Consider the following 12,692-nt stretch of genomic DNA (forward strand, 5'->3'; position numbering starts at 1 on the left):
CGGTGGTGCGGGCGCGGGCGCAGGCCGCGCGGACCCCGTCGAGCAGGGCCCGGCCGCCGACGCGCACGCCGGGCTTGTCGGCACCGCCCAGCCGGCGCGCGGCACCGCCGGCCAGCACGATGGCGTCGTACGCGGCGGTACCGGCGGCACCGGGGGGTTCGAACGCGGTCACCCCCCGAGTATGCGTGCCCCCGCGATCACATGGAACGCGGGGGAACCGGCCCGATCATGACCTACCGGCTCACGGACCGAACAGGAATCACAGAGTCCGCAGCAGTACCGCGGGCTGTTCCACGCAGTCCGCCACATAGCGGAGGAAGCCGCCCGCCGTGCCGCCGTCGCACACCCGGTGGTCGAAGGTGAGGGAGAGCTGGACGACCTGCCGCACCGCCAGCTCGCCCTCGTGGACCCAGGGCTTGGGGACGATACGGCCGACGCCGAGCATGGCCGCCTCGGGGTGGTTGATGATCGGGGTGGAGCCGTCGACGCCGAAGACTCCGTAGTTGTTCAGTGTGAAGGTCCCGCCGGTGAGTTCCGCGGGCGTCAGCGTCCCGGCCCGGCTTGCCTCGGTGAGCCGGGCGAACTCCGCGGTGAGTGACTCGGCGTCGCGCGCGTGCGCGTCCCGTACGACAGGGACGACGAGCCCCCGGTCGGTCTGCGCGGCGAAGCCCAGGTGCACGTGGTCGAACCGCACGACCTCCCTGGCCTGCGCGTCCACGGTGGAGTTGAGCTCGGGGAAGCGGGCGAGGGCCGCGGTGCAGATCCGGGCCAGCAGGGCCAGGACGGAGATCTTCGGTCCGCCGGCCGCGTTCATCGCCGCGCGCGCCCGCATGAGCTCGGTGGCGTCGGCGTCCACCCAGCAGGTCGCGTCCGGGATCTCGCGGCGACTGCGCGTCAGCTTGTCGGCGACGGCGCCGCGGATGCCCTTGAGGGGGATGCGGAGCTCGCCTGGGGCCTCCGGTGCGATGGAGGGCTGGCGCTGGGGTTCGGGTGCCGCTGTCTCGGCGCGGCGGGCGGCCGCACGCAGGGCGTACTCCACGTCCGCCCGCAGGATCAGCCCGTCCGGGCCGGAGCCGGTCAGCTCCCGCAGGTCCAGGCCGTTCTGCCGGGCCAGTCGGCGCACCAGGGGGGAGATCACGGGGACGGGGCCGTCGTCGGTCCCAGGGGCACCGGCCCGGCCGTTCACCGTCTCGGTGGAGGCAGCGGCGTCGGCGGGTGCCGCCCCTGCGGCACGACTGCCCGCCGCCATGTCCGGAGCGGCCACCGGCCGCTCCGGCCGGACCCGGCGTCGCCGCGCGGGTGCCTCGGACGTGCCGTAGCCGACGAGGACGTTGCCCGAGCCCTCGGCCTCCGGCTCACCGGTCCCGGAGGACGGCCGTTCCCCCACGGCCACCGTGATGAGCGGCGCCCCGACGGGCAGTTCCGTGCCCTCCTCGCCGAAGCGGGCCGTGACCACGCCGCCGTAGGGGCAGGGCACCTCGACCATCGCCTTGGCCGTCTCGACCTCGACGACCGGCTGGTCGATGGCGACCACGTCGCCGACCTCGACCAGCCAGCGCACGATCTCCGCCTCGGTGAGCCCCTCACCGAGGTCGGGCAGCTTGAACTCCAGCACCTGTGCCATCAGCTCTCGGCCTCCCACTGCAGACGCCCCACGGCGTCCAGGATCCGGTCCACACCGGGCAGGTGGTGGCGCTCCAGCATCGGCGGCGGATACGGGACGTCGAACCCGGCCACGCGCAGCACCGGCGCCTCCAGGTGGTGGAAGCAGCGCTCCGTGACCCGGGCCGCGATCTCCCCGCCCGGGCCCCCGAAGGAACCCGACTCGTGGACGACGACCGCGCGTCCCGTCCGCCGCACCGAGGCGCACACCGTCTCGTCGTCGAACGGCACCAGGGAGCGCAGGTCGACGACTTCGAGGTCCCAGCCCTCGGCCCGGGCCGCCTCGGCCGCCTCCACGCAGACGGGTACGGACGGCCCGTACGTGATGAGCGTGGCACTCCGGCCCGGGCGCCGCACCACCGCGCGGCCTATCGGATCGACGGGCGCCGGCTCCTCCGGGTTCCAGGAGTCCTTCGACCAGTACAGCCGCTTCGGCTCCAGGAAGACGACCGGGTCGTCGGAGGCGATGGACGCGCGCAGCAGCCCGTAGGCGTCGGCGACGGTCGCGGGCGTGACGACATGGAGACCCGGAGTCGCCATGTAGTACGCCTCGGAGGAGTCGCTGTGGTGCTCGACGCCGCCGATGCCGCCGCCGTAGGGGACCCGGACGGTGATCGGCAGGGGCATCTTGCCCCGGGTGCGGTTGCGCATCCGGGAGACGTGCGAGATCAGCTGCTCGAACGCGGGGTAGGCGAACGCGTCGAACTGCATCTCCACGACCGGTCGCAGGCCGTACATGGCCATGCCGACGGCCGTGCCGAGGATGCCCGCCTCGGCGAGCGGGGTGTCGGTGCAGCGGTCCTCGCCGAACTCCTTGGCGAGGCCGTCGGTGACGCGGAAGACGCCGCCGAGGGTGCCGACGTCCTCGCCCATGACGTGCACGGCGGGGTCGGCGGCCATCGCGTCGCGCAGGGCGCGGGTGAGGGCCTGTGCCATGGTGGCCGGCTTGACGGCGACGGTGGTCATCGGTGCGTGCCCCCCTCGGGCTCGGCGCCGGCCTCGGCCTCCAGCTCGGCCCGCAGCTGCTCCCGCTGCTCGCGCAGCTGGGGGGTGGGTTCGGCGTAGACGTCGGTGAACAGGTCCATGGGGTCGAGCACCGGGTCCTGGTTCATGTGCTCGCGCAAGGAGGCGGCCATCGCCTCGGCGGCGTCCCGTGCGGCCCGCTTCCCGTCCTCGTCGAGCAGGCCGCGCGCGGTGAGCTCCCGCTCCAGCAACTCGATCGGGTCGTGCTCGCGCCAGGTCTCGACCTCGGCGTCGGCACGGTAGCGGGTCGCGTCGTCGGCGTTGGTGTGGGCGTCGACGCGGTAGGTGATCGCCTCCACCAGGGTGGGGCCACCGCCCGCGCGGGCGTGGCGGACGGCGTCGGAGAGGACCTCGTGCACGGCGGCGGCGTCGTTGCCGTCGACCAGGCGGCCGGGCATGCCGTAGCCGACGGCCTTGTGGGCCAGCGACGGGGCGGCGGTCTGCTTGGCGAGCGGGACGGAGATCGCGAAGCCGTTGTTCTGCACCAGGAAGACGACCGGGGCCTGCCAGACGGCGGCGAAGTTCAGCGCCTCGTGGAAGTCGCCCTCGCTGGTGCCGCCGTCGCCGACCATGGCCAGCGCGACCACGTCGTCGCCCTTGAGGCGGGCGGCGTGCGCCAGGCCCACGGCGTGCGGCAGCTGGGTGGCGAGCGGGGTGCACAGGGGGGCGACCCGGTGCTCGTGGGGGTCGTAGCCGGTGTGCCAGTCGCCGCGCAGCAGGGTGAGTGCCTCGACGGGGTCCACGCCGCGGGCGACCACGGCGAGCGTGTCGCGGTAGCTCGGGAAGAGCCAGTCGCGCTCCTCGAGGACCATCGCGGCGGCGACCTCGCAGGCCTCCTGCCCGGTGGTCGAGGGGTAGACGGCCAGGCGGCCCTGCTTGGTGAGGGCGGTGGCCTGCGCGTTGTAGCGGCGGCCCTTCACCAGCTGCGCGTACAGCGCCCGCAGCAGCTCCGGGTCGGCCTTCGCGGCGGCCTCGGTGCCGAGGACGCGGTACGGCTCGGCGTCGGGCAGCAGCGGCGCGGGGTCCATACGGGGCTGCCAGGCGGGCGGCGGGGTGGGCCGGTAAGCGCCCCGCTGCTCCATGACCGTCATGACGGCACCTCCTCGTGGAAGCGGCTACGGGAGGCGCGTCGGCTGTGACCCGCCTCACCTACCGATTGTTCGGTCGTCGGCACATTTTGGCTACGGGTGACCTCAGGCTGTGGACAAACGGTTCTCCACAGCCTGAGATGGACGCAGTACGTCCATGGCAGGGAGGGTGGCGCAGGTGGCATCTGAACAAATGGCCGAAAGCAGGCCCGAGAGCCAGGACGACAGTGCTGCACTGCCGCCGCCGCGGCCCCTGGACGCCATCGATCAGGACATCCTGCGCATGCTCCAGGCGGACGGCCGTTCCTCGATACGGTCGGTCGCCGAGCGGGTCCATGTCTCGCGCGCGAACGCCTACTCCCGGATCAACCGGCTGGTCGAGGACGGGGTCATCCGTGGCTTCGGCGCCCGCGTCAACCACGAACGGGCAGGTCAGGGGACGTCCGCTTACATCACCCTGAAGATCGTGCAGAACTCCTGGCGGACGGTGCGCGAGGAGCTCAGACAGCTGCCCGGGGCATCCCACATCGCCCTGGTGGGCGGCGACTTCGACGTACTGCTGCTGGTGCACGTCTCGGACAACCGCTCACTGCGCGAGCTGGTGCTCACCCGGCTCCAGGCCATCCCGCAGGTGCTCAGCACGCGCACGCTGCTGGTCTTCGAGGAGGAGGATCTGGAGCCGCGGAGCTGAGCGGAGCCGGGCAGGCCCGCGCTCGGAGGACAGAGCCGCGCCGAGCCGGGCCGAGGGCTCAGGCGCCCTTCCGGAGCCCCCCGAACGCCAGCCGCACCACCGCGTCGGCCACCTCGCGCTCGCCCATGCCGCGCCCGTCCGGCCGGTACCACTCGACGATCGAGTTGATCATGCCGAAGACCAGCCGGGTCACCAGCCGGCCGTCGATGTCGCCGCGCACGTCCCCTTCCGCCGACGCCGCCTTCAGCAGGTCGGCCACCCGGTGGTCGAAGTCGCGGCGCCGCTCCAGCGCCCACCGCTCGGTGTCGGTGTTGCCGCGCACCCGCAGCAGCAGCGTCACATAGGGCAGCTCGGCTATGAGCACCTCGACCATGCGCCGCACGACGTGCTCCAGACGCTCGGCGGCGCTCCCCACGCGCGCCTGCTCCTCCTCGAGGATGCCGAAGAGGCCGTCCAGCGCCCGGCTCACGGCCCGGCGCAGCAGCTCCTCCTTGCCGGAGACGTGGTGGTAGATCGACGACTTGGAGATGCCGGCCGCCCTGGAGAGGTGCTCCATGGAGGTGCCGTCGTAGCCGCGCTCGTTGAACACCCGGACGGCGACGGACAGCAGGGTGTCCGGGGTGTAGGTGTCGCGCTTGGCGGTGGTCATGAGGCGGTGCCCTCCCGCTTGTCGGAGGCGTGGGCGTGGCGGTACAGCGCGAGGGACGGCGCGTAGCGCCCCGAGGGGTCGCGCACGTGCAGGTCGTCCAGGAGCGCGTAGGCCCAGTAGCGGCCGAGCCGGCGGCTCCACTCGAACGGGCCCAGGGGATAGTTGACACCGAGGCGCATGGCGGTGTCGATGTCCTCCTCGGTGGCCACGCCCTTGGCGACGGCGTCGTGCGCCAGGTCGATGATCCGCGCGACCGTGCGGGCGACGATCATGCCGGGGACGTCGCCGATGACGCTGACCTTCTTGCCGAGCGCCTGGAAGAGGCCGGTGGCCTCGGCGAGGGTCTGCGGGGCGGTGTCCTGGGAGGCGGACAGGGCGATCCGAGTGGCCTTGCGGTAGTCCAGGGCGAGGTCGAAGTAGACGACGTCCCGGAACTCCACGGACGTCTGCCCGTCGGCCAGGACCAGCTGGCCGCCGCTCGGCAGCACCAGCCGGGTGCCGCTGTCCTCGTCCTCCTCGCGGACCGGGATGCCCGCCTCGCGGATCAGCGCGAGCAGCTCGGAGGCCGGCCCCAGATCGCCCTCGGCGACGACGTACGCGGGCGGCTGCCGGTGTTCGGCGGTGTCCGGCTCGGGGCGTTCGGCGCCGCCGCCGTGGTCGTACCAGCCGTGGCCGGTCTTGCGGCCCAGCCGGCCGGACTCGACCAGGCGGCGCTGGGCGAGGGACGGGGTGAAGCGCACGTCCTGGAAGAAGGACTCCCAGACCGACCGCGTGACGGACTCGTTGACGTCCTGGCCGATCAGGTCGGTCAGCTCGAACGCGCCCATCCGGAAGCCGCCCGACTCGCGCAGCACGGCGTCGATGGTGGCCGGGTCGGCGCCCTGCGCCTCGTACACCGCGAAGGCCTCGGCGTAGAAGGGCCGGGCGATGCGGTTGACGATGAAGCCGGGGGTGTCGGCGCAGGCGACCGGCGTCTTGCCCCAGGCGCGGGCGGTCTCGTACGCGCGCGTGGCCGAGGTGACGTCCGTGGCGAACCCGGAGACGACCTCGACCAGCGGCAGCAGCGGGGCCGGGTTGAAGAAGTGCAGGCCGACGAAGCGGCCGGGGACGCGCAGGGCCCCGCCGATCGCGGTGACGGAGAGGGACGAGGTGTTGGTGGCGAGCAGGCAGTCGTCGTCGACGATGCCCTCCAGCTCGCGCAGCAGCTCCTGCTTGACCTCCAGCCGCTCCAGGACCGCCTCGACGACCAGGGAGCAGTCGGCCAGCTCGGCGAGGGTCCCGGCGGGCAGCAGGCGGTCCCGGGCGGCGTCCCGCTCGGCGCGGGTGAGCCGCTCCTTCTCGACGAGCCGGTCCAGACGGGCCGCGATCGCGTCGGCCGCCTGCCGCGCCCGCCCGGGGAGCGCGTCGTACAACCGCACCGGGTGGCCCGCGACCAGCGCGACCTGGGCGATGCCCTGGCCCATGGTGCCGGTGCCGACGACGGCCACGGGGCTGCTGAGGTCGAGTGCTGTCATGAGCGCGATCCTCCCGCACGGGGTTTTCCACAGATGCGGCGGACCCCCTTGAACCGACCGATCGTTCGGTTACTCTAGCTGTGTCCGAGTGTTCCCGCCCAGGTTTCTGCCCAGGTCATGAACTCGACGAGGAGTTCTTGAGACGAGGAGTTGGTCACGCATGACCGCCGCACTCTCGGCGCACGAGCTGATCGCCCGGCACCGGTCCACCCTCGACCAGGCGCTGGAAGCGATCCGCACGCGCGCGTACTGGTCCCCGCACCCCGAGCACCCGAAGGCCTACGGGGAGAACGGCAGCCTGGACGCGGCGGCGGGCAAGGCCGCCTTCGACGCCCTGCTCGGCAGCCGTCTCGACCTCGGCCAGCCCGGGACGGACGACTGGGTGGGCGGCGAGACGTCCCCGTACGGCATCGACCTGGGCGTGACGTACCCGCACGCGGACCTCGACGTGCTGCTGCCCGCCATGAAGGCGGGGCAGCGGGCCTGGCGGGACGCGGGCGCGGAGCAGCGCGCGGTGGTCTGCCTGGAGATCCTGCGGCGCATCAGCGACCGGACGCACGAGTTCGCGCACGCGGTCATGCACACCTCCGGCCAGGCGTTCATGATGGCGTTCCAGGCGGGCGGGCCGCACGCGCAGGACCGCGGCCTGGAGGCGGTGGCCTACGCCTACGTGGAGCAGGTGCGCACGCCCGACAACGCCGAGTGGACCAAGCCCCAGGGCAAGCGCGACCCGCTGGCGATGACCAAGCAGTTCACGCCGGTGCCGCGCGGCATCGCCCTGATGATCGGCTGCAACACCTTCCCGACGTGGAACGGCTACCCGGGCCTGTTCGCCTCCCTCGCCACCGGCAACGCGGTCCTGGTCAAGCCCCACCCGCGCGCGGTGCTGCCGCTCGCGCTCACGGTGCAGGTGGCCCGCGAGGTGCTCGCCGAGTCCGGCTTCGACCCGAACCTGGTCGCGCTGGCCGCCGAGCGCCCGGGCGAGGGCATCGCCAAGACGCTGGCCCTGCGCCCCGAGATCCGGATCATCGACTACACCGGCTCCACCGAGTTCGGCGACTGGCTGGAGGCCAACGCCCGCCAGGCGCAGGTGTACACGGAGAAGGCCGGCGTCAACACCGTCGTCGTCCACTCCACGTCCGACTACAAGGGCATGCTCTCCAACCTGGCGTTCTCGCTGTCCCTGTACAGCGGCCAGATGTGCACGACCCCGCAGAACCTGCTCGTCCCGCGCGAGGGCATCTCGACGGACCAGGGGCCCAGGTCCTACGACGAGGTCGTCGCGGATCTCGCCAAGGCGGTGGACGGGCTGCTGGGCGACGACGCCCGGGCCAACGCGCTGCTCGGGGCGATCGTCAACCCGGATGTGAAGGCCCGGCTGGAGGCGGCCGGTGGTCTGGGCGAGGTCGCGCTGGCCTCCCGGGAGATCACCAACCCGGACTTCCCCGGCGCGGTCGTCCGGACGCCGGTGATCGTGAAGCTGGACGGGGCCAAGCCGGACGCGGAGGCCGCGTACATGAGCGAGTGCTTCGGGCCGGTGTCCTTCGCCGTCGCGGTCGACTCGGCCTCGGACGCGGTGGAGCTGCTGCGGCGGACCGTCCGTGAGAAGGGCGCGATGACCGTCGGGGCGTACACGACCGACCCGGAGGTCGAGCAGGACGTGCGGGAGGTCTGCCTGGAGGAGGCGGCGCAGTTGTCGCTGAATCTGACGGGTGGGGTGTATGTGAACCAGACGGCCGCGTTCTCGGACTTCCACGGGTCGGGCGGTAATCCGGCGGCGAGTGCGGCGTTGTGCGACGGGGCGTTTGTGGCCAACCGGTTCCGGGTGGTGGAGGTACGCAGGGAGGCCTAGGAGATCGGGGGGTTGCGGTGATCGTCCGGCCACCGGTGCCTTGTGGCTTGTCGCGCAGTTCCCCGCGCCCCTAAAGGGCCGCCCCCGAGCCCGTGCTCCAGTGGTACAGGGTCATGGCCACGCTGGTCGCGAGGTTGTAGCTGGAGACCTGGGGGCGCATCGGGAGGGACAGCAAGTGGTCGGCGCGCAGCCGTAGTTCAGGCGACAGGCCGGTGCGTTCCGAGCCGAACGCGAGGACGGCGTCGTCCGGGAGCCCGGTGCCCCGGATGTCGTCGCCCTCCGGGTCGAGGGCGAACACGGGGCCGGAGGGCAGTTCCTGCACCGTCAGACGCTCCACGGCGGTCGCGAAGTGCAGGCCCGCCCCGCCGCGTACGACCGTCGGGTGCCACGGGTCGACCGTGCCCGTCGTCACCACGCCGGTCGCTCCGAAACCGGCGGCCAGGCGGATCACCGCTCCCGCGTTGCCGAGGTTGCGGGGGTTGTCGAGGACGACGACCGGGGCCTTGCGGGGCGTGTGGGCCAGCTTCGCGAGGTTGGACTCGCGGGAGGGCCGTACGGCGAGGGCGGCCACCGCCGTGGGATGCGCGCGCGGCACGAACGACGTGTACGTCTCGTGCGGCACCTCCGTCAGCAGTGCGGCCAGCGCGTCCCGTACGTCCGGGGCCAGTTCGTCCGCGAGGGCGAGCGTGGCCGCCCGGTCGGCGGTCACCGCCACCGGTACCTCGGCGCCGAACCGTACGGCGTGCTTGAGGGCGTGGAAGCCGTCGAGCAGGACGGCACTGCCGGCGAGCCGGTGCCAGGCGGTGACGGGGTCGGTCATGTGCCGAAGCCTACGTGCGTGGCCTCGGGGTCCTCTTCGGCGTGCTGCCCGGTGACCGGAGTACGCCTGTGGCGCCGCAGCAGCCGGTCCCGCGCGCGTGCCGCCCGGCCGCCCAGGCGGCGCAGGAAGGCCGTCGGCAGGAACACCGCGTCCGCCGCGATCATCGCCAGTGAGAAGAACGGCAGGCCGAGGACGACGGCGATCACGGCGTGCTCGGTGATCATGACCGCCAGCAGGACGTTCTTCACGCGCCGGTTGAACAGCGTGAACGGGAAGGCGACCTGCACGAGGACCGTGCCGTAGGTCACGAGCATCACGAGGGTGCCGCTGGCGGACAGCAGGTCGGCGAGCGCGGGCCAGGGTGAGAAGTACTCGAGGTGGAGCGGGTAGTAGACCGCGGTGCCGTCCTGCCAGCGGGAGCCCTGGACCTTGTACCAGCCGGCCGTCGCGTAGATCAGGCACGCCTCGGCCATGATCACGAGCAGGGCGCCGTTGTGCACGACGTTGGCGACGACGTCGAGCATGATCCGCGGCTCGGCGGACTTCGCCCGGCGCCCGGCCAGCCACCACAGGGCCTGCGCCACCCACACCGTCCACAACAGCGCGGGTATCAGCTTCTCGCCCTCCATGCGCCCGGCCAGGGTCACCGCGGCCAGCACGAATCCGAGCACGCACCACAGTGCGGGGCCGGTCCGGTCCGTGACGCGCTCGCCCCGCGCGTGTGCCGCCCGGGCGCGCGAGGCCCGCCGGGCGTCCAGCGACCACACCTGGGCGCACCGCGTGAACACCAGGTAGACCGACATCAGGTGCAGCACGTTGTCGCCGCCGTCGCCCACGAAGACGCTGCGGTTCTGCAGCGACAGCACGCCGGCCATGAACAGCACCGACATGGTGCGGGTGCGCCAGCCCAGCAGCAGCAGGGCGCCGGCGAGGATCGCGACCGCGTAGACGAGCTCGAACCAGACCCGTCCGTCCGACCACATCAGGGCGGTGAAGGCACCGTTGGTCCCGATCAGCTGCTCGGCCAGATTCCAGCTCCAGGGACCGTCGGGGCCGTACAGCTCGTGGCGGTGCGGGAGCTCGCGCAGCAGGAACAGCAGCCAGGTCGCGCTGAGACCGATGCGGATCACGGCGGTCTGGTACGGACCGAGGGCGGCCTCGGTGACGCGGGCGATGCCCCGCGAGAGGGCCAGCGAGAAGCGGTTCACCGCACGCCCCCCTCGGCCTCGGCCCGCGGCACCGGCCACCACGGCAGCTCGCGGTAGGACGGCGTCGTCGACACCTTCTCCCGGCTCCATCCGGGCGGGGGCACGTTGCTGGTGCGGGAGCGGACCTGGACCCGCTCGACGGCGCCGCCGCCCCCGGTCGCGGCCCGCACGGCGTCGTCGCGGCCGAGGCGCAGCACCACGATCCGGCGCAGGTACGACTCGGAGAGCGAGCCGCGCAGGCCCACCGGGCGGTTCTCGCTGTCGTGCGTGGCGACGAGGAAGTCCCAGGCGCGGCGCAGCTCGTTCTGCTGGGTGTGGCTGGGCAGCAGGTTGCCGTCGATGGCCCGGCCGTCCTCGGCGGACAGGTCGTACCAGCCGGTGGTCACCGTCGCGCCTTCCCCGTCCCGGACCTCGGCCCGCGCCTGTATCGAGATGTCCTGCTGGAGCGGGTTCGGCGCGAAGAGCTTCCAGTTCTGCTCAAACTCGGGATATATCCAGTCGTCCACGGCCTGGCCGTGCTCCTTCGTGACCGTGTTCGGCGGCGCGACGTGCAGGAACGTCATACCGAGGTGCACACAGACCGCGGCCGCCACGACCGCGAGCGCCAGCGCGACGCCGACCTGGTAGCGGAGGGAGAGCGCGGCTATGCCGGTGCGGGGCGCGACGTGCGGGCCCGGAGCGGACGGGCCCGGAGCGGACGGGTCCGGAGCGGACGGGCCCGGAGCACGCGGATGGCCCCGTTCGCCTTGGTCGTACGCGTCCATTCCGCCCCGTTCCACGATCCCGGTCCGTCGTTCGGCCGCCCGGCCGCGAGGGCGCCGTCCGCCCGCGCACCGCCGCGCGGCCCGGGCACGGGCACGGTACTCAGGCCGCCCGCCCCGGCACAGCCCCTGGCCACCGGTCACGGCCGTGGCCATCGCCACACCGCGGTGGCGGCACAGGAGTGACACCCTACGGCGCCCGCCGTACACCCATTCCGTTCTTCTAGAACCTGTTCTATCTTGCGCCCGTCAGCTCAACGGGACCGGCCGGGAGGACAGGCACCGTGGACTTCACCTTCACCGAGGAGCAGCAGGCGGCGGCCGAGGCGGCGAAGGGCGTGTTCGCCGGGGTCGCGCCGGACGCGGTGCCCAGCCCGGCCCTCACCCCGGGCGCCGTCGCCGAGGCCTGCGACCGCACACTGTGGGACCGGCTCGCCGAGGCGGACCTGCTGAGCCTGCTGCTCGACGCGCGGTACGGCGGGGCGGGCCTGGACGCCGTCGCGCTGTGCCTGGTGCTGCGGGAGTCGGCGAAGGTACTGGCCCGGGTGCCGCTGCTGGAGAGCAGCGCGGCCGCGGCGGCCGTACAGGCCTACGGCGGCGAGGAGGTGAAGTCGGCCCTGCTGGCCCGGGCCGGCCGGGGCGAGCTGGTGCTGACCGTAGCCGCGCACGGCCGCACCGGCCACGACCCGGCCGAGCTCGCCGTGACCGCGAGGCGGGACGGTGACACGTGGGTGCTGGACGGGGTGCAGACCGCGGTGCCGTGGGCGTACGACGCGGACGTCACGATCGTCCCCGCGCACACCGGGACCGGCCGGACGGTACTGGCCCTGGTGCCTCGCGGGCACGACGGGGCCGTCCTCGCCGAGCAGTTCTCCACCAGCGGCGAGCGGCTCGGCGAGCTGCGGCTTCAGTCGGCGCGGCTGGCCGCCGGGGAGGTCATCGACGCCGACGGGGCGTGGGAGTGGCTGCGGGACCTGCTGGCCACCGGGACGTGCGCGCTGGCGCTCGGGCTGGGCGAGCGGGTGCTGAGGATGACCGGGAAGTACACGAGCGAGCGGGAGCAGTTCGGCTTCCCGGTGGCGACCTTCCAGGCCGTCGCCGTACAGGCCGCCGACCGCTACATCGACCTGCGCGCGATGGAGGCCACCCTGTGGCAGGCCGCCTGGCGGCTCGCCTCCGGGGCCCCGGGCGCCCTGCCCGCCACCGGTGACGTCGCCGTCGCCAAGATCTGGGCGGCCGAGGGCGTACGGCGGGTCGTGCAGACCGCGCAGCACCTGCACGGCGGGTTCGGCGCCGACGTCGACTACCCCCTGCACCGGTACCACGCCTGGGCCAAGCACCTGGAGCTGTCACTCGGCCCGGCCGCGGCGCACGAGGAGGCCCTGGGGGACCTGCTGGCGGCCCACCCCTTGGCCTGAACGCCC

Annotated in this window: 12 protein-coding genes; 3 read left to right on the plus strand and 9 right to left on the minus strand. The window is 73.1% G+C overall.

Features of this window, described 5'->3' with window-relative positions:
- The 4 genes from IE212_RS19695 to pdhA form a co-directional block, all read right to left on the minus strand.
- A partial coding sequence (locus IE212_RS19695) for an NTP transferase domain-containing protein (protein WP_190199207.1) occupies positions 1-172 on the minus strand: 172 nt, incomplete at its 3' end.
- An 87-nt stretch (positions 173-259) separates the two neighbouring features.
- A complete protein-coding gene (locus tag IE212_RS19700) occupies positions 260-1,624 on the minus strand; it encodes a dihydrolipoamide acetyltransferase family protein (RefSeq protein ID WP_190199208.1) in 1,365 nt (454 codons plus the stop codon).
- A complete protein-coding gene (locus IE212_RS19705; RefSeq protein WP_190199209.1) occupies positions 1,624-2,628 on the minus strand; it encodes an alpha-ketoacid dehydrogenase subunit beta in 1,005 nt (334 codons plus the stop codon). Before IE212_RS19705 ends, IE212_RS19700 begins: the two co-directional genes overlap by 1 nt.
- Complete coding sequence (gene pdhA / locus IE212_RS19710; RefSeq protein WP_190199210.1) at positions 2,625-3,776, minus strand: pyruvate dehydrogenase (acetyl-transferring) E1 component subunit alpha; 1,152 nt, start codon at positions 3,774-3,776, stop codon at positions 2,625-2,627. Before pdhA ends, IE212_RS19705 begins: the two co-directional genes overlap by 4 nt.
- Before the next feature lie 190 nt (positions 3,777-3,966).
- Between pdhA and IE212_RS19715 the strand changes: the two genes are divergently transcribed.
- Positions 3,967-4,464 carry an Lrp/AsnC family transcriptional regulator gene (locus IE212_RS19715; protein WP_190199211.1) on the plus strand — a complete coding sequence of 166 codons (498 nt, stop codon included), beginning with the start codon at positions 3,967-3,969 and terminating at the stop codon, positions 4,462-4,464.
- 58 nt (positions 4,465-4,522) lie between these two features.
- On the opposite strand, the gene IE212_RS19720 is transcribed toward IE212_RS19715, so the two are convergent.
- Complete coding sequence (locus IE212_RS19720; RefSeq protein WP_190199212.1) at positions 4,523-5,113, minus strand: TetR/AcrR family transcriptional regulator; 591 nt, start codon at positions 5,111-5,113, stop codon at positions 4,523-4,525.
- Positions 5,110-6,627 carry a 3-hydroxyacyl-CoA dehydrogenase gene (locus IE212_RS19725; protein WP_190199213.1) on the minus strand — a complete coding sequence of 506 codons (1,518 nt, stop codon included), beginning with the start codon at positions 6,625-6,627 and terminating at the stop codon, positions 5,110-5,112. Before IE212_RS19725 ends, IE212_RS19720 begins: the two co-directional genes overlap by 4 nt.
- 160 nt (positions 6,628-6,787) lie before the next feature.
- Here IE212_RS19725 and paaN point away from each other — a divergent pair, with 160 nt between their 5' ends.
- A complete protein-coding gene (paaN, locus tag IE212_RS19730; protein WP_190199214.1) occupies positions 6,788-8,479 on the plus strand; it encodes a phenylacetic acid degradation protein PaaN in 1,692 nt (563 codons plus the stop codon).
- A 70-nt stretch (positions 8,480-8,549) separates the two neighbouring features.
- Here paaN and IE212_RS19735 read toward each other — a convergent pair whose 3' ends face one another.
- Genes IE212_RS19735 through IE212_RS19745 form a run of 3 tightly spaced genes read right to left on the minus strand, consistent with a single transcriptional unit; the run spans position 8,550 to position 11,271 of the window.
- Positions 8,550-9,299, minus strand: coding sequence for a TrmH family RNA methyltransferase (locus IE212_RS19735; RefSeq protein WP_190199215.1), 750 nt, complete (start codon positions 9,297-9,299; stop codon positions 8,550-8,552).
- Entirely contained in the window at positions 9,296-10,507 is a 1,212-nt protein-coding gene (locus tag IE212_RS19740) for an HTTM domain-containing protein (RefSeq protein ID WP_229864461.1), read from the minus strand. Before IE212_RS19740 ends, IE212_RS19735 begins: the two co-directional genes overlap by 4 nt.
- Complete coding sequence (locus IE212_RS19745) at positions 10,504-11,271, minus strand: DUF5819 family protein (RefSeq protein ID WP_229864463.1); 768 nt, start codon at positions 11,269-11,271, stop codon at positions 10,504-10,506. Before IE212_RS19745 ends, IE212_RS19740 begins: the two co-directional genes overlap by 4 nt.
- Positions 11,272-11,552: 281 nt before the next feature.
- Between IE212_RS19745 and IE212_RS19750 the strand changes: the two genes are divergently transcribed.
- Entirely contained in the window at positions 11,553-12,686 is a 1,134-nt protein-coding gene (locus IE212_RS19750) for an acyl-CoA dehydrogenase family protein (RefSeq protein ID WP_190199217.1), read from the plus strand.
- The last annotated feature ends 6 nt before the right edge of the window (positions 12,687-12,692 follow it).

Source organism: Streptomyces djakartensis (genome assembly GCF_014651075.1).
Taxonomy (GTDB): Bacteria; Actinomycetota; Actinomycetes; order Streptomycetales; family Streptomycetaceae; genus Streptomyces; species Streptomyces djakartensis.